This is a genomic window from Spirillospora sp. CA-108201, assembly GCF_050936235.1.
Lineage (GTDB): Bacteria > Actinomycetota > Actinomycetes > Streptosporangiales > Streptosporangiaceae > Spirillospora.
On the sequence record NZ_JBNJNE010000001.1, the window covers coordinates 5715897 to 5739498 of the forward strand.

Annotated in this window: 20 protein-coding genes; 7 read left to right on the forward strand and 13 right to left on the reverse strand. The window is 74.2% G+C overall.

Translation table 11 applies throughout. The annotated features are described in order from the left end of the window. Positions 1-21: 21 nt before the first annotated feature. Both ACQEU6_RS27555 and ACQEU6_RS27560 read right to left on the reverse strand, forming a co-directional pair. Positions 22-456: a hypothetical protein gene (locus ACQEU6_RS27555; RefSeq protein WP_499335954.1), complete on the reverse strand. Its 435-nt coding sequence runs from the start codon at positions 454-456 to the stop codon at positions 22-24. A 42-nt stretch (positions 457-498) separates the two neighbouring features. Beyond that, positions 499-1707 (reverse strand): acetyl-CoA C-acetyltransferase, encoded by a 1209-nt coding sequence (locus ACQEU6_RS27560; protein ID WP_499335955.1) that lies wholly within the window; start codon positions 1705-1707, stop codon positions 499-501. A 166-nt stretch (positions 1708-1873) separates the two neighbouring features. Between ACQEU6_RS27560 and ACQEU6_RS27565 the strand changes: the two genes are divergently transcribed. Then, on the forward strand, positions 1874-3406 hold the full coding sequence (locus ACQEU6_RS27565) for a 3-hydroxyacyl-CoA dehydrogenase (protein WP_499335956.1): 1533 nt from the start codon (positions 1874-1876) through the stop codon (positions 3404-3406). Positions 3407-3465: 59 nt separating this feature from the next. Here the strand turns inward: ACQEU6_RS27565 and ACQEU6_RS27570 are convergent, their stop codons facing one another. Then, entirely contained in the window at positions 3466-4515 is a 1050-nt protein-coding gene (locus tag ACQEU6_RS27570) for a hypothetical protein (RefSeq protein ID WP_499335957.1), read from the reverse strand. 98 nt (positions 4516-4613) lie between these two features. Continuing rightward, complete coding sequence (locus ACQEU6_RS27575) at positions 4614-6119, reverse strand: MFS transporter (protein ID WP_499335958.1); 1506 nt, start codon at positions 6117-6119, stop codon at positions 4614-4616. 107 nt (positions 6120-6226) lie between these two features. Between ACQEU6_RS27575 and ACQEU6_RS27580 the strand changes: the two genes are divergently transcribed. Further along, on the forward strand, positions 6227-6946 hold the full coding sequence (locus tag ACQEU6_RS27580; protein WP_499335959.1) for a TetR/AcrR family transcriptional regulator C-terminal domain-containing protein: 720 nt from the start codon (positions 6227-6229) through the stop codon (positions 6944-6946). Between the two features lie 39 nt (positions 6947-6985). Here the strand turns inward: ACQEU6_RS27580 and ACQEU6_RS27585 are convergent, their stop codons facing one another. The 5 genes from ACQEU6_RS27585 to ACQEU6_RS27605 all read right to left on the reverse strand — a co-directional run bounded on the left by ACQEU6_RS27585 (position 6986) and on the right by ACQEU6_RS27605 (position 14240). After that, complete coding sequence (locus ACQEU6_RS27585; protein ID WP_499335960.1) at positions 6986-8212, reverse strand: CU044_5270 family protein; 1227 nt, start codon at positions 8210-8212, stop codon at positions 6986-6988. Beyond that, positions 8209-8847 carry an RNA polymerase sigma factor gene (locus ACQEU6_RS27590; RefSeq protein WP_499335961.1) on the reverse strand — a complete coding sequence of 213 codons (639 nt, stop codon included), beginning with the start codon at positions 8845-8847 and terminating at the stop codon, positions 8209-8211. The genes ACQEU6_RS27585 and ACQEU6_RS27590 overlap by 4 nt, the downstream gene beginning before the upstream one ends. A gap of 149 nt (positions 8848-8996) precedes the next feature. Further along, positions 8997-10142, reverse strand: a complete 1146-nt coding sequence (locus ACQEU6_RS27595; RefSeq protein WP_499335962.1) for a CU044_5270 family protein — start codon at positions 10140-10142, stop codon at positions 8997-8999. Further along, positions 10135-10758, reverse strand: coding sequence for an RNA polymerase sigma factor (locus ACQEU6_RS27600; protein ID WP_499335963.1), 624 nt, complete (start codon positions 10756-10758; stop codon positions 10135-10137). Before ACQEU6_RS27600 ends, ACQEU6_RS27595 begins: the two co-directional genes overlap by 8 nt. Positions 10759-10832: 74 nt before the next feature. Further along, the gene (locus tag ACQEU6_RS27605) at positions 10833-14240 is read right to left on the reverse strand and encodes a S8 family serine peptidase (protein WP_499335964.1); all 3408 of its coding nucleotides are present in this window, start codon (positions 14238-14240) and stop codon (positions 10833-10835) included. Between the two features lie 277 nt (positions 14241-14517). Here ACQEU6_RS27605 and dnaK point away from each other — a divergent pair, with 277 nt between their 5' ends. From dnaK to clpB, 5 genes are all read left to right on the forward strand, one after another. Beyond that, positions 14518-16383: a molecular chaperone DnaK gene (gene dnaK / locus ACQEU6_RS27610; RefSeq protein WP_499335965.1), complete on the forward strand. Its 1866-nt coding sequence runs from the start codon at positions 14518-14520 to the stop codon at positions 16381-16383. Further along, the gene (grpE, locus tag ACQEU6_RS27615) at positions 16380-17030 is read left to right on the forward strand and encodes a nucleotide exchange factor GrpE (RefSeq protein ID WP_499335966.1); all 651 of its coding nucleotides are present in this window, start codon (positions 16380-16382) and stop codon (positions 17028-17030) included. Before dnaK ends, grpE begins: the two co-directional genes overlap by 4 nt. Before the next feature lie 84 nt (positions 17031-17114). Beyond that, the gene (dnaJ, locus tag ACQEU6_RS27620; protein WP_499335967.1) at positions 17115-18293 is read left to right on the forward strand and encodes a molecular chaperone DnaJ; all 1179 of its coding nucleotides are present in this window, start codon (positions 17115-17117) and stop codon (positions 18291-18293) included. 5 nt (positions 18294-18298) lie between these two features. Further along, a complete protein-coding gene (locus ACQEU6_RS27625) occupies positions 18299-18745 on the forward strand; it encodes a heat shock protein transcriptional repressor HspR (RefSeq protein WP_499335968.1) in 447 nt (148 codons plus the stop codon). A 55-nt stretch (positions 18746-18800) separates the two neighbouring features. After that, positions 18801-21422: an ATP-dependent chaperone ClpB gene (gene clpB, locus ACQEU6_RS27630; protein ID WP_499335969.1), complete on the forward strand. Its 2622-nt coding sequence runs from the start codon at positions 18801-18803 to the stop codon at positions 21420-21422. A gap of 82 nt (positions 21423-21504) precedes the next feature. Here clpB and ACQEU6_RS27635 read toward each other — a convergent pair whose 3' ends face one another. The 4 genes from ACQEU6_RS27635 to ACQEU6_RS27650 all read right to left on the reverse strand — a co-directional run bounded on the left by ACQEU6_RS27635 (position 21505) and on the right by ACQEU6_RS27650 (position 23553). Beyond that, positions 21505-21876 carry a hypothetical protein gene (locus tag ACQEU6_RS27635; RefSeq protein ID WP_499335970.1) on the reverse strand — a complete coding sequence of 124 codons (372 nt, stop codon included), beginning with the start codon at positions 21874-21876 and terminating at the stop codon, positions 21505-21507. A 70-nt stretch (positions 21877-21946) separates the two neighbouring features. Beyond that, the gene (locus ACQEU6_RS27640) at positions 21947-22402 is read right to left on the reverse strand and encodes a roadblock/LC7 domain-containing protein (protein WP_499335971.1); all 456 of its coding nucleotides are present in this window, start codon (positions 22400-22402) and stop codon (positions 21947-21949) included. 46 nt (positions 22403-22448) lie between these two features. Beyond that, positions 22449-23132 carry a hypothetical protein gene (locus ACQEU6_RS27645; protein WP_499335972.1) on the reverse strand — a complete coding sequence of 228 codons (684 nt, stop codon included), beginning with the start codon at positions 23130-23132 and terminating at the stop codon, positions 22449-22451. A 1-nt stretch (position 23133) separates the two neighbouring features. Then, positions 23134-23553, reverse strand: a complete 420-nt coding sequence (locus tag ACQEU6_RS27650; RefSeq protein WP_499335973.1) for a hypothetical protein — start codon at positions 23551-23553, stop codon at positions 23134-23136. Positions 23554-23602: the final 49 nt, after the last annotated feature.

A 23602-nucleotide genomic window follows, 5' to 3' on the forward strand; every position in this document is an offset into this window, starting at 1 on the left:
GGTGATCGGAGCCGACGCGGGTCAGATGACGCCGCTGGTGTAGATCTTCGTGTACGCCTGGCTGCCGACGAAGGGGTTGTCGACGGCCCACAGGAGACCGTGCTGGTACTCCGGCACGTCGAAGTCGCACATCACCCAACCGCCGTCCGCACCGCGGTTGTTGAAGCACTCCCGGTACCACGACGCGGACGGTTCGTCGTCCTGGAGCGTGGCGGCGGCGGACGCTCCGTTCGCCTTGGTGTCCTTCACCCAGACGCGGTCTCCGTACTCGGCGAAGCACGCCTTCGCGCCGCTCGTCGACACGCACCAGACGCTGGAGCCGTCCGCGGCCGGCGGCGCGCCGCTCGGCTTGCCCGTCGCGGCGGACGCCCCGGCCGATGTCAGGGCCACCGCCCCGGCCGTGACGAGCACCGCCGCCGCGGGAACCACCATCAGCGCGCGCATCAACCTGTTCATGCGGTTCCCTTCCGCCTCTCGGCGCATTCGTTCACGTGGCGGTCAGACCCGCTCGAAGATGGCGGCGAGGCCCTGGCCGCCGCCGATGCACATGGTCTCCAGACCGTAGCGGGCCTCGCGGCGGACCATCTCGCGGGCCAGGGTGGCGAGGATGCGGGCGCCGGTCGCGCCGACGGGGTGGCCGAGGGAGATGCCGGAGCCGTGCACGTTGACGCGGTCCCAGTCGGCGTCCTTCAGGCCCCACTCGCGGGTGACGGCGAGGACCTGCGCGGCGAACGCCTCGTTCAGCTCGATGAGGTCCAGGTCGGCGAGGGTGAGGCCGGCGGCGTCCAGGGCCCTGGCGGTGGCGGGGACGGGCCCGATGCCCATCGTCGCGGGCGGCACGCCGGCGCGGGCCCACGAGACGAGCCGGACGAGGGGGCGCAGGCCCAGCTCGGCGGCGCGCTCGGGGGTGGTGACCACGCATGCGGCGGCCGCGTCGTTCTGGCCGCTGGCGTTGCCCGCCGTCACGGTGGCCTCCGGGTCCCTCTCTCCGAGGACGGGACGCAGCTTCGCCAGGCCCTCGACCGCGGTGCCGGGGCGCGGGTGCTCGTCGGTGTCGACGACCGTGTCGCCCTTCCGCGACCGGACGGTCACCGGGACGATCTCCTCGGCGAACACCCCCGACCGCTGGGCGGCGACGGCGCGCTCGTGGGACCGGACGGCCAGCTCGTCCTGCTCCCGGCGCCCGATGCCGTACTCGCGGCGCAGGTTCTCGGCGGTCTCCAGCATCCCGCCCGGGACGGGGTGGCCGGCGCCGCCCGCGGTGACGCGGCCCCGCGCGAGCGCGTCGTGCAGTTCCAGGGACGGCCCGCGCACGCCCCAGCGCGCCGCCGTCGTGTAGAACGGCGCGCCGCTCATGCTCTCCGCGCCGCCCGCGACGACCACGTCGCTGACGCCGGTCTGGATCTGCATGGCGGCGTCCAGGACGGCCTGGAGCCCGGACCCGCACCGCCGGTCGAGCTGGGTGCCGCCGACCGTGACGGGGAGCCCGGCGTCCAGCGCGGCGACGCGCCCGATGGCGGGGGCGTCGGAGGTGGGGTAGCAGTGCCCGAGGATCACCTCGTCGACCGCGTCCCCCGGCAGGCCGGTCCGCTCGACCACGGCGCGGACGACGGTCGCGGCGAGCTCGGCGGGCGCGACGCTCCTGAGCGCCCCGCCGAACCGGCCGATGGGGGTCCTCAGCGGCTCGCAGATCACCGCGTCGCGCATGGTGGGCTCCTCCGGAGACGGGGTCGGGGGCACTTCGCAGGGTACGGCCCCTCGCCCGGGCGGGTGGCGTCCGGGCTTCCGCCCAGTGGAGGGTTGAATGTCGGGTACTCATGGCGGTGGCGAACCGGGACGTGGGCCAGAGGGCCGGGCGAGTGCGGGAGGCGACGTGGAGCAGTGGGCGGGCCGGGCGACGACGATCCGGGTGATCGGGGCCGGGGCGATGGGGCGCGGGATCGCGCAGGTCGCCGCGGCGGGCGGGCTGACGGTGGAGCTGGCCGACATCCGGACGCGGGCCGTGATGGAGGCGGCGGAGTACGTCGGGGCCGTGTTCGACAGGCTCGTCGCGAAGGGGCGCATGACGGCGGCCGACGCGGAGGCGGCGAAGGGGCGGCTCAGGCCGGTCGGCGAGCCGCTCACCCCGTTCCAGGACTGCGATCTCGTCGTGGAGGCCGTCCGGGAGGACATGGACGCCAAGCGGGAGCTGTTCAGGTCGCTGGAGAAGGTCTGCCCGGAGCACACGGTCCTCGCGACCAACACCAGTTCGCTGCCGGTGACGGCCATCGCCGCCGCGCTGGACGACCCGTCCAGGCTGGCGGGGCTGCACTTCTTCAACCCGGTGCCGCTGATGAAGCTCGTCGAGGTGATTCCGGGGGCGCGCACGGCCGGCTGGATCCCGGAGGCGCTCGCCGATCTGGTGAGGCGTCTCGGCCACACTCCCGTGCTCGCGCCGGACGCGCCCGGCTTCCTCGTCAACCACGCCGGGCGCGGCCTGGTGACGGAGGCGTTGCAGATCCTCTCCGAGGGCGTCGCCGAGCCCGTCGACGTCGACCGCATCGCGCGGGACGTCCTCGGGCTGAAGATGGGGCCGTGCGAGCTGCTCGACCTGACCGGGATGGACGTTTCGCACCCGGTGATGGAGTCCATCTGGACGGGCTTCTACACCGAGCCGCGGTTCCGTCCGTCCAGGATCGGCAGGGCGCGCCTGGAAGCCGGTCTGCTGGGACGTAAGACGGGTGAGGGTTTCTACAAGTACGTCGACGGCGCCAAGCAGGAACCGGCCGAGGCGACGGTCTCGGCAGTGGAACCGCGTCCTGTGTGGGTGCACCCCGACGTGCGCGAGGAACTGGGCGCGCTGCTGTCCACGGCAGGGGTTCAGGTGGAGTCCGGGGACGAGCCGTCGGACCAGGCCGTCGTGCTGGTCGCGCCGTTGGGGCAGAGCACCGTCGACGCGGCCGCGGGGCTTCCGCTGGAGCGCACCTTGGGCGTCGACCCGTTCGGCGGGTTCTTCACCCGTCTCGCCGTTTCCGTCCATCCGGGCGTCGACAGGGACGCCGGCCGCGCCGGGCTCGCCGCCCTCGCCGCCACCGGGCGCGCCATGACCGTCGTGCGCGACGCGCCCGCCCCCGTGGCCCAGCGGCTGCTCGCCTCGATCGTGAACGTGGGCTGCGGCATCGCCGAGCAGCGGCTCGCCGGGCCGGAGGACATCGACACCGGCGTCCGGCTCGGCCTCGGCTACCCGCGCGGGCCGCTGGAGTGGGGCGACGACGCGGGCGCCGGGCGCGTCCTCGCCGTCCTGCGCGGCCTGCACGCCTCCACCGGCGACCCCCGCTACCGTCCGAGCACCTGGCTGGCCGAGCGGGTCGCGCTCGGCCTGCCGCTCACCGGAACGGGGACCGCCCCGTCCGACCTGCTCCGCTGAGTCGTGGCGCGGCGTCCTCGCCCGCGCGGGCGCCGCGCCACGACGCTCGCCGGGCGCGATCAGGGGAGGGCGGGGATCCTCGGGCCGCCGTCGGTCCAGCCGGCCTCCAGGTACAGCACCTTGTCGACCTTGCCGGGGACGCCCGGCACGGTGCGCGACGTGCTCAGCACGAGCGAGGAGCCCGGGTCGATGATCACGGTGTCGGCGACGCCGCGCAGGACCCGCACGCGCAGCCCGACCCCGGTGCGTCCGCGCTCGTCGGCGACCTCGCCCATGGCGGTGACCCCGGGCATGGCGGTGACCCCGGGCATGGCGGCGAGCATCCGGTAGGCGGCGGCGCGCACCTTCGGCGGTGCGGGAACGTAGCTGAGCAGGTCGGTCGCGCAGTTCTTCACGACCTCGTCCGCGGTCCGGCCCGCGGTGGGGTGGTCGCGCGGGATCGCCCGCCGCAGAGCGCCCCGCAGCTTGCCGGGGTCGGCGGGCAGCGCCTGGACCTGCTTGAACGTCATCTCCCGGTCGCAGACGAGGAAGGTCTTGGTCCCGGTGTCCCTGTCGAGCACGGGGGAGATCGGGTTCGGGTCGGGCGACCCGTCGCGCCGGAAGGCGGGCGCGTCCTCGGCGGACATGGGCACGGCGCCGAGCCCCCGGTAGCCCGTCCAGGACCGGCCGTCCGGGCGGCTCCACTGCCCGATCAGCTGCCGCCCGAGTGTCCAGTAGCCCCCCCGCTCGTTGTGGAAGGCGCGCGACTGCACGCTCAGGACGTGCCAGTACTCGCCGGCGGCCGGTGCCGCTTCGGCGTGCTCGGCGGCGGTGAGCAGCACGGTCCTGGCCGACATCGGGCGCACCGCGGCGGGCCCGTGGCCGGGGTCGGGCGCGCGCGGGGCGGTCCCGGTCGACAGGACGACCGCCCCCGTGACTTCGGCCGACACCGAGGCCGCGACGCGGTCGTCGTGGCCGCCGGGATCGCGGTCGGCCCCGACCTGGGCGAGCGCCCGGTAGCGGCGGGTCTCGGCGCGGCGGTGCTGGGCGATCAGGTTGGTCGCGATCCCGAACAGCCAGGGCCGGACGGACCCGCGCGAGGGGTCGAAGGCGGCGCGGCGGCGGAACACGGCGAGGAAGGGTCTCGGCCGCCCCTTGCGTGGGGTCCGGCATGGGCACCTCCGGGGAATGGTCGTCACTTCTCCTCCGCTCGATCCCCGGATCGCTTTCACCCCCGCTCGGCGACCTCCGCCGCGGCGGGCGCGCCGGCGGGCGCGGGGCGGCGGGCGCGCACGGCGAACGCGGCGAACAGGGCGGCGGCCAGCATCGCGCCGCACGCGGCGAACGAGGCGGCCGACACCGCGTGGGCGAAGGCGTCGCGCGCGGCATGGGCGAGGCCGGGGTCGCCGAGCGCCAGGGCCTCGCCCAGCGAGTGGCGCGCCGCCGCGGGCGCGGCGGCGGGCAGGTCGCGGGCGTAGGCGGCGGAGACGACGCTGCCGAGGACGGCGACGCCGAGCGCGCTGCCGAGTTCCTGGCCCGCGTCGTTCACCGCCGAGCCGACCCCGGCCTCCTCGGGCGGGACGGCGGCCATGAGCGTGCTGTAGGCCGGCGGCATGCCGAGCCCGGCGCCGAAGCCGAGGACCGTGAGGCCGACCGCGAGCGCGGCGTAGCCGTCGTCCGGTCCGGTCAGCCCGAGGGCCAGGAATCCGGCCGCGACGACGGAGAATCCGGCGACGAGGGCGGGACGGGCGCCGAACCGCGACTCCAGCGACGCGCCGAGGCCGTTGCCGAGGCCGGCGGAGACGGCGACCGGCAGCAGCGCGAGCCCGGCCCTGAGCGGGCCGTAGCCGTGCACGAACTGGAGGAGCTGGGTCAGGGCGAACAGCATCCCGGCCAGCGCGAACCCGAACAGCGCGATCATGGCGGCGGCGCCGGAGAAGTCGCGGTCGCGCAGCAGGCGCAGGTCGAGCATCGGCTCGGGGTTGCGGTGCTGCCACGCGGCGAACAGGGCGAGCGCGGCGGCGCCGGCCGCGAGGCCGCCGAGCGTGCGGGCGCCGGTCCAGCCGTGCGCCGGGCCGGAGATGACCGCCCACACCAGCGCCGACATGCCCGTCGTGGACAGCACGGCGCCGGGCACGTCCGGGCGGCGGCGCGGCCCGCGCGACTCGGGGACGAGGGCCAGCAGCCCGGCGACGGCGGCCAGGGCGACGGGCACGTTCACCAGGAAGACCGAGCCCCACCAGAAGTGCTCCAGCAGGAACCCGCCGAGCGTCGGACCGGCGGCGAGCCCGAGCATGGACGTCGCACCCCAGATGGCGAACGCCTTGGCGCGCTCGTCCGGCCCGAACACCTGCGCCATGATCGACAGCGTTCCCGGCATGAGGAACGCGCCCCCGACGCCCATCAGCGCCCGCATCGCGACCAGCTGGGCGGGGCTCTCGGCGAAGGCGGCGAGCAGGGACCCGGCGCCGAACAGGGCGAAGCCGGCGAGCATCGCGCGGCGGCGCCCGTGCCGGTCGCCGAGGCTGCCCGCCGTGATCAGCAGGCCGGCGAAGACCAGCGAGTAGGCGTCGATCACCCACTGGACGTCGGACGTGGTGGCGTCGAGGTCCCGCAGCAGGGACGGGATCGCCACGTTGAGGATCGTGTTGTCGACCACGACGACGAACAGGCTGAGGCACAGCACGCCGAGGATCTGCCAGCGCCGCGGATGCGGGGCGGGGGGCCTATTCATGATCACTCCCAAGGTTCTCGTACAGCGTTCGAGATAACTCGCACACTGTACGACTTGACTCGTACAGTGTTCAAGCCCCGGTACCCTGTACGAGAGCAAGGGAGGACATGGCGATGGCCGAGGAGAGCAGGGCGCCGTCCGTCTGGGTGCGGCCGGAGCGCGCGCGGCGCGCCCAGCCCGCCCTCGGCCGGACGCAGATCGTCGACGCCGCTCTCGACCTGCTCGACGCCGAGGGCCTGGACGGCCTCAGCATGCGCCGCCTCGGCACCCGCCTGAACGCGGGCGCGACCTCGGTGTACTGGCACGTCGCGAACAAGGACGAACTGCTGGAGCTCGCCCTCGACCGGGTCATGGCCGAGGTGGCCGTCCCGTCCGGGGACGGCTGGCGGACCGCCGCGACGGGGTACGCGCGCAGCCTCCGCGCGATGATCAACCGGCACCCGTGGACGGTGACGCTGTTCGGCAGCCGCCCGATGATCGGCCCGAACGCGACCCGCGTCCTGGACGAGGTGCTCGCCGCGTTCGGCTCCGCCGGGTTCACCGGCTTCGACCTCGAGTACGCCTGGTCGGCGGTGGTCGACTACGTCATCGGCGCGGCCGGGAGCGAGGCGAGCTGGCAGCGCGCCCAGCCCGGCACGTCCGCCGCCGAGTGGATCGCCGATCTCGGCCCCTACCTGGGCCGGCTGGACGAGGAGCGCCCCGGGCTCGCGTCCCACATCCGCGAGATCTGGATGAGGGAGACCGGCGACGTCCTGGAGGGCCGCTTCGCGTTCGGGCTCGCCTGCGTCCTCGACGGCCTGGAGGCCCGCAGGCCCCCCGCCCGGTAGCGGACGGGGGGCCTGCGGCGGGATCCGGCCGGAGGCGGATCAGAAGGGCAGCTTCACGGGCGGCTTCGGCTTGGCGTCGGTCCACCCCGCCGAGCGGACCGCCTGGTACTCGATGACGAAGCCCGGCTTCATCTGCGCGTACGGGCCGCCCGGCCGGGTCAGCACGTCCTGCCGGGACAGCAGCGCGCCGGTGCGCTCGTCGAAGACGATCGTCTGGCGGGCGCGGTAGGTCCCCTGCTCGTCCTTCGGCGTGCCGTACTCCCCGGTGACCGTGACGGCGCGGTCGCCGGACGCCAGCGCGACGCCCCGGCGGCCCAGCGGGTCGGTGACGCGGCCGGCCGCGTGGACGCCCGGCTGGGCGGCCAGCGCCTTCATCAGCCCCGACCGCACCTTCGGCGGGATCGGGGTGCCGAGGAGCGCCGAGGCCCGCATGATCTTGAGGGTGGCCATCTGCCCGGGCTCCGCCTGCAGCGCCCCCGCCTTCGCCCGCTTCGGGTCGAGTCCGGCCCCCCGCTCCATCGCGCCGTCGTCCAGGAACATCGCGGCGAGCCTGGCCGGGTCGGTCGGCAGGCTCCGCAGCTCCTCGACCGACTTGTCCAGGAACGTCCCGCCCCCCTTCGGGTCGATGCCGACCTCGGGGCCTTCCGACCGCCACTTCGTCGCCTTGGTGCTGTAGGTGAAGTAGTGGTCGTTGGACCAGACGCGGATGGCCGACGGCGACCCGGCCCTGCGCCACAGCGCCTCGTCCTGCGGGGTCTGCGGGCGCGCCGGGAGCTCCCGGTAGTAGTACGCCTCGCCCATGCCCTTCCTCGCGCCGGCCCAGTTGAACGTCTCGTCGTGCGCACCGAAGATCGCGTAGGTTCCGGTCCTCGCCCGCACCACGTAGGCCTGACCGCTGAGCGTCTCGGCGGACCAGTAGTCGCCGGTCGGCTGCTCGGCGGCCTTGTCCGCCGCCACGAGCACCGCCTCCCGGCCCAGGTCGACGGAACCGGGCGGCGCGCCCGGAGACGAACCCGGGGAGCCCTGCCCGGTGACCACGACGGCGACGGCCGCCGCCGCCCCGGCCGCGACGAGCCCCGCGCCCAACTGGAACGGCCGGCCGAAGCGCCGCCGCCCCGCCCCGGACGGGCGGACGCGCCTCCCGCCCGGCGCCATCGCCCGCTCCAGCCTGGCCAGCGCCCGCGCCGACGCCTCCGCCGTGGGGGGCGGCGGTTCGCCCAGAAGCCGCCGCACCCGGGCCGTCTCGTTCATGTCGATCTCGTTCACGCGGGCGTCTCCTCAACGATCAGCGCGGGATTGGTTCCGCCGAGCGACTCCCTCAGGCGGCGCCGGGCACGGTGCAGGCGGGACGCGACGGTGCCCGTCTTGAGGCCGAGCGCCTGCCCGACCTCCTCGTAGGTCAGGTCGGCCAGCGCCACCAGCAGCAGGACGTCCCGGTCCCCGCGCGGCAGCCGGGCCAGCGCGTCGGCGAGGTCCGCCCCCGCGCCGCCCGCCGTGACGCGCGCCGTGACCCGGTCCTCGTGGCCGTCCTGGACGTGCTCGGCGGGCGTGCGCGCCAGTGCCCGGTAGCGGCGGCCCTCCGTGCGCCGGTGCAGGCCGATCAGCCGGGTCGCGATCCCGTACAGCCACGGGCGGACCGTCCCGCGGTCGGGATCGAACCGGCCGCGCTTGTTGAACGCGGCGAGGAAGGTCTCGGCGGCGATGTCGTCCGCCGCGTCGACGCCGAGGCGCCGCGCCGCGTACCCGTGGATCGCGGGGAAGTGGCGGTGGAAGATCTCCGCGAACGCGGCGGGCTCGCGCCGCGACCGGACGATCGCCGCCGCGTCCGAGGCGTCGGAGCCGGGCGCGTCCGGCTCCGCACCGGACCGGGACCCGCGATCCGGCGGGTGGTGGTGGGCCATGAGGTGATCCTCGTCGTCGGGGGGAGTGCTCGGTCACCCGGCTCTCAACCGATCCCCCGATCACCCTTCACGCGCGGACGCCCTCCGCCCGGAAGACGGGCGGAGGGCGTTCACGGTCCCCGGTCGGAAACGCGGCTCAGAACGGCGGCTCAGAACGGCGGCTTCGCGGGCGGCTCGGGCACGGCGTCCGTCCACCCCGTGTCCCGGACGACCCAGTAGTTGATCACGAAGCCGGGGGGCTGCTCCCGGTACGCTCCGCCGGGTCCGGTCAGCACGTCCTGCTCGGCGAGCAGCTCACCGGTCTCCCGGTCGAAGACGAGCTCCGACCGCGACCGGTACTCCCCCTGCTCCTGCGCGGGCGCGCCGAACTCCCCGTCCACCTTCGACACCGGGTTGTCGACGGCCAGCGCGACGCCGGTCCGTCCGAGCGGGTCGGTGGCGGCGCCGAGCGACCGGACGCCGGGCTGGGCGGCCAGCGCCCGCATCAGCCCCGCGCGCACCCGGGGCGGCAGCGGCGCGTTCTCCAGCAGGTCCGCGGTCACCTGGAGCTTGGCGCCCGCGTCCATCACCCGGTCGAGCGGCCTGACGGGGGCCCGGCCCTTCGGCGGGCCCGGCCTGTAGAACCGCCTGGCCAGGGCGGCCGGGTCCGCGGGAAGGTTCTGGATCTCCCCGACCGTCAGCCCCTCCCCCCGGACGAAGAACGTGCCGCCGCCCTTGTCGTCGGGGTCGTCCACCTCCCACTTCGTCACCTTCCGGCCGTAGGTCCAGTAGTGGTCGTTCGACCAGACCCTGAACTCCTTCGGGGAGCCCGCCCGCCGCCACGCGGCCGCGTCCCGCTTCGTGAGCGGCCTGGCGGGCAGGTCACGGCCGTAGAAGGCCTCGCCTCCCCCCTGCTCGGCCGCCGCCCAGGAGAACGTCTCGCCGTGCGCGCCGACGATCGCGTACGTGCCGGTCTCCGGCCGCATGATGTACGACTGGCCCTGGATCTGGTCGGAGAACCAGTACCTGCCGGTCGGCTGCGCGGCGGCCTTCTCCGCCGCCGCGAGCACGGCCTGCCTGCCGAGGTCCAGGGGCGGCGAGGGCGGGGCGGGCGAGCCCGATCCCGTCACGGTCACGGCGATCGCCACGGCCGCGCCGGAGGCGACCACGCCGAGCCCTGCCCTGAACCGCCACCCGACCCGGACGCGGCGGGGCGCCGGCTCCTCGAACATCCGGGCCCGGGCCACGGTCCTCTCCCGGAGCGTCGGCGGGGCGGGCTCCCCGTACGCCTCGCGGATCGCGCGCAGCTCATCCATGGTCGTCCTCCAGATCACGCGTCGGGTCGGCGCCGCCCAGCGAGGCGCGCACCCTCTTCCTGGCCCGGCTGAGCCGCGACCCGACCGTCCCGTACGGGATGTCCAGGGCGGCCGCGACCTCCTCGTGGGTGAGGTCGGCGAGCGCGACGAGCAGCAGCACGTCCCGCTCGCCCGCGGGGAGCCCGGCGAGCGCTCCGGCCAGCGCGCCGCGCAGGCCCTGCGCGCTGACCCGGGCGTCCACCCGGTCCGCGTGCCCGCCCTCGTCCTCGGCGGGGCCGAGCCGGGCGCGGGCCCGCAGCCCGCGCACCTCGCCGCGCCGGTGCCTGCCGACGACGTTGGTCGCGATGCCGTAGAGCCAGGTCCGGACGGCGGCGCGGGACGCGTCGTAGCGCTCCCGCGCGCGGAACGCCTCCAGAAAGGTCTGCGCGGCGGCGTCGGACCCGGCGTCCGGGCCGAGCCGCCTGGCGGCGTACCCGTGGATCTCGGCGAAGTAGGCGTCGAAGATCTCGCCGAACCGTTCGGGGTCGTGCAGGGACATCCGCAGGACGGCCGAGTGGTCGGCCCGCCCCGGGCCCCCGTCCCGGGGCGGGTCTGCGGTGAGGGGCTCCCCTGTCATGTGCTGCCTTTCCGTGGTGCGGACGGCGTTCACTGACGTATCACCCGGAGGCCCTCACCGCTTTCGCGGCGCGGCTACCGGACGCGGTAGGCGCGGATGACGCGCTGGTCGACACCGCTTCCGCCCGCGTCCCTCGCGCTGACGCGCAGCGACACGGCCTGGCCCTCGACCGGAGCCGGGAGCGGCGCGCTGAACCGCCCGCCGCCGAGGGGCGTCACCTGGACGGCCTGCCAGGTCGCGCCGTCGTCCGCGGACGTCCAGAACCGCAGCCCGGTGACCTCGGCCTGGCCCGAGCCCGCGACCCGCACGACCGTGAACACGGCGGGGCCGCCCGCCGGCCGGTTGCGCAGGTCGAGCCCGAGGTCGTAGTCGACGGTCAGCAGCGGAGCGTTCGCGCTCGCCGTACCGGACGGCGCGGACGAGCGGAACGTCCAGGCCGTCGAGGTGCGGACCGACACCGGCAGCAGCTTGGACGCGTCGTTGTCGTAGGTCAGCCGGTAGGCCGCGGGGCCCGCCGGGACGTCGAAGTCGCCGACCGGTCCGTCCGCCCCGCCGATCCTGCGGCCGCCGGAGAACAGCGCGAGTTCGCCGGTGACGCCCTCCACGCCGCAGTCGAACCCGTCCGTCCGGGCCTGGAGGTCGACCAGGTGCACGTGCAGGTGGCCGCGCGTGCGGGCGGTCGGGGACGGCGTGCAGCCGCTGAGCGCGACCGCCGTGCCGGAGTAGGGGCCGGGCCGCAGCGGCTGCCGCCCCCACGTGTGCGCGATCCGCTGCCCGGGACGCAGCTGGCGGAAGGGGAGCTGGTCGACCCACTCGCCGTCCGCGACGGCCTTCGGGAACGCCTCGTCGGCCCAGAGCATCCCCTTGCCCGTCGAGACGTAGTCGGTGCGGGTCGTCCCGGACGGCGCGACGCTGAGCGCGTCGAGCCCGGCCAGCAGCAGCCCCTCCGGCGAGGTTCCGTAGCGCTTCTCGGTGACGGGCTTGGACGTGTCGCCGTCGAACGCCGCGAACCGCTGGTCGACGCGGGCCATCCGCGCCTTCTCGGCGGCGCCGACGGTGTGCGACGGGTCGGCCGGGATCTCCCCGCCGAGCGGGTGAATCAGGTCGTAGACGGCGCCGGGCGCGGTCAGCCGGTGGCCGGTGTACGCGCGGAACCGGCCGGTCTTCGCGCCGCCCATCGGCTGCGCGAACACGGGAGCGGCGGCGGGGTCGTCGGAGTAGACGCCGATCGTCCACATCCCCTGCCGCGTGCTCCGCACGGCGGACGCGCTCGCCGTCGTCATCGTCGTGGACGCGCCCTCGACGCTCGCCTTGACGGGCTTGGCCGCCGGGCCGTCCAGCGTGACCGTCATGTCGCGGTCGACGAGCACCTCCGGTGTACCGGCGAGCGCCGAACTCCAGCTGGAGCCGCTCTTCGTGTCGTCGACCGTGCCGAGCACCGAGTAGCGCCCCTCGGGCACGCGAAGCCTGGTGCCCTCCGTGGTGACCTCGATCGTCTCGGCGAACAGCGCGATGTCGTCCAGGTCGACCACGTCGGCCGTGGAGGAGAAGTCGTCCGCGCCGGTGCCGGGCAGCGGCTCCGCCTTCACGGTGAGGGTGTGCGACGGGGGCTCGACGTAGAACGTCACCGCCGTGTGGACGACGGCGCCGCCGCCCGTCGCCGTCACCTCGGCGCTGTGCAGGCCCGGGTGCGCGGCCAGCCTGGACGCGTCGATCCGCAGCGCGGCCGAGGCCGCGCCGCCCGCGGGGACGTCCACCGCCGGGGCGGACAGGCTCGCCGCGCCGGGCGTCTCGCGGCCCTCCCGGTCCGCGACCTTCACGCTGAGCGCCAGCCGGACGGTCCCGGACGCCTGGGACGTCCAGCCGAGCTTCGCGGACAGGGCCCCGTAGTCCGGGTACGCGGACGTCCCGAGGTCGACGACGCCCTGCGCGGGCAGGACGGGCGCCGTCGCGGCGGCGCCCGCGTCCAGGCGCCCGTCGCCGCGCTCGTAGACGTCGCCGCCCTTCGCGGGGCCGGCGGTCCCGGTGAGCGCGGCCTTGAGCCGCTCGGGCGTCCAGTCCGGGTGCTTCGCGGCGAGCAGCGCGGCCGCGCCCGCGACGTGCGGGGTGGCCATCGAGGTTCCCGACGCCCGCGTGTACAGCGGCCCGAGGGGCGTGCCCATCCCGGTGCCCTTCGCACGCGCCGCCACGATGTCGACGCCCGGTGCGACGATCTCCGGCTTCGCGGCGTACCGGCCCATGCGGGGGCCGCGGCTGGAGAAGCCGGCGAGGCGGTCGCGGCCGTCGACGGCGCCGACGGTGAGCGCGGCGTCCGCCGTCCCGGGGGCGTTGACCGCGCCGATCGCGCCGTCGTTGCCCGCCGCGACGACGAAGAGCGTGCCGTACCGGTCACTGAGCCCGTTCAGCGCCTGGGAGACCGGGTCGGTGCCGTCGGTGTAGCCGCCGCCGAGGCTCATGTTGACGACCTTCGCGCGCGGCGCCGCCCACTCCATGCCCGCGATGAGCGCCGAATCGGTGCCCCAGCCGTCGTCGTCCAGGACCTTCCCGACCAGCAGGCTCGCGCCCGGCGCGACGCCGGTGCGCTCGCCCTTCGCCGCCGCGCCGGTGCCCGCGATCGTCGCGGCGACGTGGGTACCGTGTCCGAACCTGTCGCCGGTGTCCGGGGAGCCGGAGAAGTTCGCCGACGCGGCGATCCGGCCCTTCAGGTCGGGGTGCGTCGCGTCCGCGCCGGTGTCGAGCACCGCGACCTTCGCGCCCGCGCCCGTGAGCCCGGCCTTCCACGCCCTGGGCGCGCCGATCCGCCGCAGGTTCCCGTCGAGCCGCGCGGCCGGAGCGGCGGCCCGCGTCACCCCGGTCCGGGGAGCGGCTGAAAGGGCGGTAGACCTGACCTTCCCGTCCAGCCACACGTGCGTGATGCCGCCCGCCGACTTCGCCGACGGGCCGTTCATCGCGGCGAGCGCGGCGCCGAGTCTCCGCGCGTCCTTCTTCGGCTGCCGCGCCGCGACGGCCCCGATGCTGGGCAGGGCCGCCCCCTCGCGGAGCGTCCCGCCGCCGGCCGCCGCGAGCCCCCGCGCACCGGCGGCGCGCCGCACGATCAGCGGCACGTCGGCGCTGCGGGCGTCGTCGCAGCCCTCGGAGATCAGGTGCGTGACGTCGAACAGCCCGGGATCGATCACCCGCCCGACCAGGCCGGCGACGTCCAGCGGGGTCACCACGACGTGCCCGTCCGGGCGGATGACCGTGCGGAACAGGTGGGCGCCGCGTCCGGGCGCGGGGGTCACCGCGACCAGGGGCGGACGGCCCTTGACCGTCCGCACCCTGACCACGTCCCCGGTCAGCAGCGTCACCTTCCAGGAGCGGCCGGGGGCGAGCCCGCCCGAACCCGCGGGCGCGGGGGGTGATGCGTGCGCCGGGGGCGCCGCGAGCACCCCGGCCGCGAGGACCGCGCCGAGCAGCGCCCGGCTCCAGCCTCCGTGTCTCATCGAGACTCCTCTCGTCTCTGGTGATCAGCCGGAGGGGCCGATCGCGTTCACGGAAGGAGTCCGGAGGATCCGGATGTCCGGACACGGCCGGGAACCGGAATAGGGCGCTCACTCGTCCTGTTGTAGAGGTCGTCAGCAAAGTTGAGTCCGTTCGACTCAAGTCATTTGACAAGGACCAGGGTCGCCCGGCAGTCTGGCGGGCAGAAGACTCAACCGGCCGCGCCTCGGGGGCGGACCGGGGCTGCGATAACACCGGATACGACGGAGGACGAGAAACATGGCACGTGCGGTCGGCATCGACCTCGGGACGACCAACTCGGTCGTCGCGATCCTGGAGGGCGGCGAGCCCACCGTCATCGCGAACGCGGAGGGGTCGCGGACCACGCCGTCCGTCGTCGCCTTCGCCAAGAACGGCGAGGTCCTGGTCGGCGAGGTCGCCAAGCGCCAGGCGGTGACCAACGTGGACCGGACGATCCGGTCGGTCAAGCGCGAGATGGGCACCGACTGGAAGACCAAGATCGACGACAAGGACTTCAACCCGCAGCAGATCAGCGCGTTCGTGCTGCAGAAGCTCAAGCGGGACGCCGAGTCCTACCTGGGCGAGACGGTCACCGACGCGGTCATCACCGTCCCCGCCTACTTCTCCGACCACCAGCGGCAGGCCACCAAGGAGGCCGGCCAGATCGCGGGGCTGAACGTCCTGCGCATCATCAACGAGCCGACCTCGGCGGCGCTGGCGTACCACCTGGAGAAGGAGAACGAGGCCACCATCCTGGTCTTCGACCTCGGCGGCGGCACGTTCGACGTGTCCCTGCTGGAGGTCGGCGACGGCGTGGTCGAGGTCAAGGCCACCAGCGGCGACAACCACCTGGGCGGCGACGACTGGGACAACAAGGTCGTCGACTGGCTGGTCGAGCGGTTCAAGAACGCCAACGGCGTCGACCTGTCCAAGGACAAGATGGCGCTCCAGCGGCTCCGCGAGGCCGCGGAGAAGGCCAAGATCGAGCTGTCCGGTTCGTCCGAGACGCAGATCAACCTTCCCTACATCACCGCGTCCGCCGAGGGCCCGCTGCACCTGGACGAGAAGCTCACCCGCGCCGAGTTCCAGCGGATGACCTCCGACCTCCTGGAGCGCACCAAGGCGCCGTTCCAGCAGGTGCTGAAGGACGCCGGCATCTCGGTGAGCGAGATCGACCAGGTCGTCATGGTCGGCGGCTCCACCCGGATGCCCGCCGTCTCCGAGCTGGTCAAGGAGCTGACCGGCGGCAAGGACCCGAACAAGGGCGTCAACCCCGACGAGGTCGTCGCGATCGGCGCCAGCCTCCAGGCCGGCGTGCTCAAGGGCGAGGTCAAGGACGTCCTGCTGCTGGACGTGACCCCGCTGAGCCTCGGCATCGAGACCAAGGGCGGCATCTTCACCAAGATCATCGAGCGGAACACCACGATCCCGACCAAGCGGTCGGAGACGTTCACCACCGCCGACGACAACCAGCCGTCCGTGGAGATCCAGGTCTACCAGGGCGAGCGCGAGATCGCCGCGTACAACAAGAAGCTCGGCACCTTCCAGCTCACCGGTCTGCCGCCGGCGCCGCGCGGCGTCCCGCAGATCGAGGTCACCTTCGACATCGACGCCAACGGCATCGTGAACGTCAGCGCGAAGGACCAGGGCACCGGCCGCGAGCAGTCGATGGTCATCACGGGCGGCAGCGCGCTGCCCAAGGACGACATCGAGAAGATGATGCGCGACGCCGAGCAGTTCGCCGAGGAGGACCGCCGGCGCAAGGAGGAGGCCGAGGTCCGCAACCAGGCCGACACCCTCGCGTACTCGACCGAGAAGTTCCTGCGGGAGAACGACGAGAAGGTCCCCGCGGAGCTGAAGACCGAGGTGGGCGACGCGGTCGCCGAGGTCAAGAAGGCCCTGGAGGGCACCGACGTCGACGCGATCAAGGGCAGCGCCGAGAAGCTCGCGCAGGTGAGCCAGAAGATGGGCGCCGCCATGTACGCGCAGAACCCCGAGGGCGCGCAGGCCGGCGCCGAGGACCACGGCCCGACGGCCGGCACCCAGGGCGGCGAGCCGCAGGACGACGAGGTCGTCGACGCCGAGATCGTGGACGAGGACAAGCCGAAGGGTGATGCATCGTGACGTCCTCTCCCAACGGGGGCGAGGAGAAGGAGGGCCCGGTGATCCGCGACAAGCGGCGCATCGATCCCGAGACGGGGGAGGTCCGGGCGCAGGCGGGGGAGTCCTCGCAGGCCCCGGAGGCCCCGGTGGGCGGGGGCGGCGCCAAGGCCACGGGCGAGGACTCCTCGCTGAAGACCCAGCTGGCGGAGCGGCTCGCCGACCTCCAGCGCCTGAAGGCCGAGTACGACAACTACCGCAAGCGCGTCGAGCGCGACCGGGTCGCGGTCCGCGAGCAGGCCCTCGGGCAGGTGCTGTCCGAGCTGCTCCCGGTGCTGGACGACATCGGCCGCGCCCGTGACCACGAGGAGCTCACCGGCGGGTTCAAGTCCGTCGCGGAGAGCCTTGAGGCGGTCACCGGCAAGCTCGGCCTGGAGCGGTACGGGGAGAAGGGCGAGCCCTTCGACCCGGTCGTGCACGAGGCGCTGATGCACTCGCTCTCGGCCGACGTGACCGAGACGAGCGTCACCGACGTCCTCCAGCCCGGCTACCGGATCGGCGAGCGGGTCCTGCGGCCCGCCCGCGTGGCGGTGGCCGACCCCGACCCGGACTCCGCGGCCGGCGAGTCCGGCGACGGGCCGGGCGAGGCGGACGACGAACCGGGCGAATGATCCCCAGGGGGCCCGCCCGCGAGGGCGGGCCCCGCAGGGGCCTGAAGACATGTGGCAAGTGGCGATAGCAGAAGGCGGGGCGCCGTGAGCACCAAGGACTACCTGGAGAAGGACTACTACAAGGTCCTCGGTGTCGCGAAGACGGCCTCCCAGGAGGAGATCAAGAAGTCCTACCGGAAGCTGGCCCGCAAGTACCACCCGGACGCCAACAAGGGCGACGCCGAGGCGGAGGACCGCTTCAAGGAGGTCTCGGAGGCCTACGACGTCCTGTCCGACGGGAAGCGCCGCAAGGAGTACGACGCGGTGCGCTCGATGCCGGGCGGTTTCCGCGGCCAGCAGGGCGGCGGGTTCGGATTCGACCTCGGCGACCTGTTCGGCCAGACCGGCGGCGGGACGCAGCCGGGCGGCGCCGGGGAGCGCATCGGCGACCTGTTCGGCGGCCTGTTCGGCGGGCGCGGCGGCGGCGGTGCCGGCACCCGCACGACGGGGACGCGGCGCGCGCGGCGCGGCGCGGACGTCGAGACCGAGGTGACCCTGTCGTTCGGCCGCGCGATGAACGGCGTCACCGTGCCGATCAAGCTGACCAGCGAGGCGGCCTGCAACGGCTGCCGCGGGACGGGCGCCAAGGCCGGCACCGTGCCGCGGGTGTGCCCGAGCTGCGAGGGCACCGGGCACGAGACCCGCAACCTCGGCAACTTCGGCTTCCAGGAGCCGTGCAAGGAGTGCCGCGGCCGGGGCCTCGTCGTCGACGACCCGTGCCCGATCTGCCACGGCAGCGGCCGCGCGACCGGCACCCGGACCATCCAGGCCCGCATCCCGGCGGGCGTCGCGGACGGGCAGAAGATCCGGCTGAAGGGCAAGGGCGCGCCCGGCGAGAACGGCGGCCCGGCCGGCGACCTGTACGTGAACATCAAGGTGCTGCCGCACCAGGTGTTCGGTCGCAGCGGCGACAACCTGACGCTGACCGTCCCGGTGACCTTCCCCGAGGCGGCGCTCGGCGGCGAGATCCGGGTGCCGACCTTCCAGGGGCAGCCGGTCACGCTGAAGCTGCCCGAGGGCACCCCGAACGGCCGCAAGTTCCGCGTGAAGGGCCGGGGCGCGCCGCGCCGCGACGGCACGAAGGGCGACCTGCTGGTCACCGTCGACGTGCACGTCCCGCAGAAGCTCGACGAGCAGGCGCGCGAGGCGCTCGACCGGCTGCGCACGGCGGGCGCGGGCGACGACCTGCGCGCCGACCTCCTCCAGCAGGCCAGACAGGAGTGATCTTCATGGATCCCTTCGGCGACGACACTCCGGTCTACGTGATCTCCGTGGCGGCGCAGCTGTCCGGGCTGCACCCGCAGACGCTGCGCACCTACGACCGGATGGGCCTGGTGTCGCCCGGCCGGACGGCCGGCCGGGGGCGCCGCTACTCGATGCGGGACATCGTGATGCTCCGCGAGATCCAGCGGCTCTCCCAGGAGGAGGGCGTCAACCTGTCCGGCATCAAGCACATCCTGGAGCTGCAGCGCGACAACGTGCTGCTCCGGGAGGAGCTCGCCAAGGCGCACGCGGCGCTGGAGGAACTCGCCAACGAACTCGAATCGACGCGCGCGGTCGCGGCGCGGCTGGCGCAGCAGCGGCGGCACGGCGAACCGGGCGGCACCCCCGGCGCCGACCTCGTGCCCATCAGGCACACGAGCGTCGTCGTGTGGCACGAGCGCAACTCGGACTGACCCGACGGGAGTCTGGGGGCCGTCCCCCAGAAGGAGCAGAGCACGGGGTGGGGCGATGGACTACAAGCTGACGCAGAAGAGCCAGGAGGCGCTGTCGATCGCGGTCCGCAGGGCGGCGGCCGAGGGGCACCCGGAGGTCGACCCGCAGCACCTGCTGGTGGCGCTGATCGGGTTGCCGGACGGGACGGCGGTGCCGCTGCTGGAGGCGGTCGGCGCCGACTGGCAGGTGATCCGGCGGCGGGCGGAGGAGCAGCTCGCGGCGATGCCGAAGGCGCAGGGGTCGACGGTGGCGACGCCGCGGCTGTCCGGCCAGCTCCAGCGGTCGGTCAACACGGCGGCGGCCCGCGCGAAGCAGCTGGAGGACGAGTACGTCTCGACCGAGCACCTGCTGGTGGGGCTGGCGGCGGACGGCGGTCCGGCGGCGGGCCTGCTGAAGGAGTTCGGCGCGACGCCGGAGGCGCTGCTGGAGGCGTTCGAGAAGGTGCGCGGCCACGCCCGCGTCACCAGCGAGAACCCCGAGGGCACCTACCAGTCGCTGGAGAAGTACGGCGTCGACCTGACGGCGGCGGCCCGCGACGGCCGGCTCGACCCGGTCATCGGCCGCGACCCGGAGATCCGCCGGGTGATCCAGGTGCTGTCGCGCCGGACGAAGAACAACCCGGTGCTGATCGGCGAGCCCGGCGTCGGCAAGACGGCCGTGGTGGAGGGCCTGGCGCAGCGGATCGTCGCGGGCGACGTCCCCGAGTCGCTGCGCGGCAAGCGGCTGGTCTCGCTGGACCTCGGCGCGATGGTCGCGGGCGCGAAGTACCGCGGCGAGTTCGAGGAGCGGCTGAAGGCCGTCCTGAACGAGATCAGGAAGAGCGAGGGGCAGGTCGTCACGTTCATCGACGAGCTGCACACCGTCGTCGGGGCGGGCGCGGCCGAGGGCGCGATGGACGCGGGCAACATGCTGAAGCCGATGCTGGCCCGCGGCGAGCTGCGGATGATCGGCGCGACGACGCTGGACGAGTACCGGGAGCGCATCGAGAAGGACGCCGCCCTGGAGCGCCGGTTCCAGCAGGTGTTCGTCGGGGAGCCGACCGTCGAGGACACGATCGCGATCCTGCGCGGGCTGAAGGGCCGCTACGAGGCGCACCACAAGGTGCAGATCAACGACTCGGCGATGGTGGCGGCGGCGACGCTGTCCGACCGCTACATCACCTCACGGTTCCTGCCGGACAAGGCGATCGACCTGGTGGACGAGGCCGCGTCCCGGCTGCGCATGGAGATCGACTCCCGGCCGGTCGAGGTCGACGAGCTGCAGCGCGCCGTCGACCGGCTGAAGATGGAGCAGATGAACCTGGAGAAGGAGACCGACGAGGCGTCCCGGCAGCGCCTCGAACGGCTCCGCGCCGACCTCGCCGACCGGCAGGAGCAGCTGAGCGGCCTGAACGCCCGCTGGGAGCGGGAGAAGGCGGAGCTGAACCGGGTCGGCGAGATCAAGGAGCGGATCGACCAGCTGCGCGGCGAGGCGGCGCGGGCCGAGCGCGACGGCGACCTGGAGAGGTCCTCGCGGCTCGTCTACGGCGAGATCCCGGAGCTGGAGAAGCAGCTGGAGGAGGCGTCGGAGGCGACCGAGACCCGCGGCACGATGGTCAAGGAGGAGGTCGGCCCGGACGACGTCGCCGACGTGGTCGCGTCCTGGACGGGCATCCCGGCGGGGCGGCTGCTCGAAGGCGAGACCGCGAAGCTGCTGCGCATGGAGGACGAGCTCGGCACGCGGCTGATCGGGCAGGAGGCCGCGGTCCGCACGGTGTCGGACGCGGTGCGCCGCGCCCGCGCGGGCATCTCCGACCCCGACCGCCCGACCGGATCGTTCCTGTTCCTCGGCCCGACGGGCGTCGGCAAGACGGAGCTGGCGAAGGCGCTCGCGGAGTTCCTGTTCGACGACGAGCGGGCGATGACCCGCATCGACATGAGCGAGTACTCCGAGAAGCACAGCGTCGCCCGCCTGGTCGGCGCGCCACCCGGATACGTCGGCTACGAGGAGGGCGGCCAGCTCACCGAGGCCGTCCGGCGCCGGCCGTACTCGGTGGTGCTGCTGGACGAGGTGGAGAAGGCGCACCCGGAGGTCTTCGACATCCTGCTCCAGGTGCTGGACGACGGCCGCCTCACCGACGGCCAGGGCCGCACGGTCGACTTCCGCAACACGATCCTGATCCTCACCTCCAACATCGGGTCGCAGTTCCTCGTCGACCCGACGCTGGAGAACGGGGCCAAGCGGGAGGCGGTGTGGAACGCCGTCCGGAACTCGTTCAAGCCGGAGTTCCTCAACCGCCTCGACGACGTGATCCTGTTCGACGCCCTGTCGACCGACGAGCTGACCCGCATCGTCGACCTCCAGGTGGACCGGCTGGCCGACCGCCTCGCCGACCGGCAGCTCGCGCTGCGGGTCACGCCCGCGGCCCGCGAGTGGCTGGCGCTGACCGGCTACGACCCGCTGTACGGCGCGCGGCCGCTGCGCCGCCTCGTGCAGACGGCGATCGGCGACCAGCTCGCCCGCGAGCTGCTGTCCGGCGAGGTCCGCGACGGCGACGAGGTGGTCGTCGATCTGGACGAGGCCGCCGACCGGCTGACCGTCCAGCCGTCGAGCCGGACGCCGGGCCGGCCGCCGGGACGGCTGGACCTGACGAAATGACCGCCGGAGGCGGCCCCGGGAGATCTCCCGGGGCCGCCTCCGTGGTGCGTCGGACTTGTGGTGCGTCGGACTCCGTGGTGGGTCAGACTTCGAGGTTCTCCTCGATCTCGCGGAGGCGGTGGCGGGCCAGCGCCAGGTTGCCGCGGGTGCGGTCGAGGGCCATGTAGAGGAACAGGCCCTTGCCCTTGCGGCCGGTGACCGGCCGGATGACGTGGTACTGGCTGGAGATGCTGATGAGGATGTCCTCGATCTCCTCCTGGATGCCGAGCTGGTCCATCGTGCGGAGCTTGGCGCGCACCACCTCGGTGTTCCCGGCGGCCGCGACCTGGAGGTCGAGGGACTTGGAGCTGCCGAGCTGGCCGAGCGCCATCCCGCTGTTGTAGTCGACGACGGCGACGCCGATGGCCCCGTCGATCGTCATCATGTCCTTGAGGGCGAGATCGAGGTTGGACATGGTTACTCCCCTTTCGCTGTTGTGGATGCTTGGTCGTCGTGAACGCCTCGCCGTCGCGGGCGCCGTGCCGTCAGGGGCGGCGCGTGCCGGTGAGGCAGGCGGCGACGGCGCGGGCGGCGGGCCGTGACTCCAGGTGGAGGCGGCCCACGTTGACGTCCGGATCGGCGAGGACGGTGAGGGACGCGGTGGGTCCGGCGGAGTAGATGACGACGTAGCCGTCCACGCCGCGGATCACGACCTCGTGGAAGGCGCCGCCGTGCGCGGTCTGCGCGATCCGGTGCGCGAGCGACAGGCCCGTCGCCGTCACGGCCGCCATCCCGGCGGGTTCGACCGCCGCGGGCAGGTCGTGCGCGATGAGCAGCCCGTCCACCGAGGCCACGAGGCTCCCGCCCAGCTGCGGGACACGGCCCCGCAGCGACCTCAGCTCGGCCGCCACCGCCTGCTCGGTCGCCCGCACCGCCGCGGCCCCCGCGGCCGGTGGACCCGACCCGGCGGCCGGCATGCCCGCCCCCGCTCGTTTCGCCACCTTCGCCAGCCTTTCGATCAAGTGAGCCACTCGGTCCCCAGCACGGTCAGCGGAGCTCCACCAGCGCCGCGTGGAGCCGGACGAGCAGGTCGTGGTCCGCGGGCGCCCAGTCGGCGGGGACCTCGTCCCGGACGGGCGCCGCGCCCGCCTCGACGCCCGGCCCGTCCGGCGGGCCGGTCCGCACCAGCGACGCCGCGGCGAGCCCGCGCACGGCGAGCAGGCACGCGAACACCGTCCGCCCGAGCTCGCGGGCCAGTTGCGCGGGGGTGCGCCGGCCGTCGGCGTTGAGCAGGATCTCCGCCTGGAGACCGGTCAGGATGACCCGCTGCCGCCTGACGCGCCGGACCGGCACCACCGGCGCGGCGTCCACGCTCCCGTCGGGCCAGGCGGCGTCGAGGAGGGCGCGGCGGCGGCGCTGCTCGTGGACGAGCGTCGCCACGGTGACCCGCCGGGGGCCGCCGCCCGGCGGTCCCTCGGTGAACGCCGGCTCGGCCCGCGAGGTGAGCAGGAGGCAGGCCGCGTCGAACATCGCGAGCAGCGCCGCCAGTTCCGGGTCGGGCCCGTCCGGGAGGTCGCCGGGCCCCGGCGTGTGCCGGCTCTCGGCGAGCGTGACGGCCCCGCGGTCGACGTGGAACGCGCCCTCGCCTCCCACCCGCAGCAGGCCGGTGGCCTTCTCCCGTTCCAGGGCCGCCAGGGCTCCGGCGACCCACTGCGCGTCTCCGTCCGCCATGTCACCCGCCCGTGATCTCGCCGAGGAGGCCGCGCATGCGGTGCCGGGCGAGCGCGATGTTGCCCTTTTCCCGGTCGAGCAGCAAATGGACGAAGAGATGTCCGTCGAGATTCGCTCCGGCAAGGGCCAGCAGGTGATATCCGTCCGTTCCGCAAACGATGATCTCCTCGACGTCGTCCCCCGCCGCGGTGGCGCTGAGCGCCGGCGACGCCAGCACCGCCCGCACCACGTCGGTCGCGCCGGCCGCGTCCTCGTGCTGGTCGAGGACGTCCTCCCGGCCGGCCGCCGCCACGGCGAGCCCGCTGGCGCAGTCGACCAGCGTGACCCGCCGCGCACCCGGAATGGTCATCATCGACGCGAGGCATCCGTCAATGCCCAAGCTCATTTCCCCACCGAATGAGAGTTGCAAGAACTCGACCATAGCCAGAGCATTGCCGCCCGCAACGCCAATCCGTAAATTTCGCTAGACA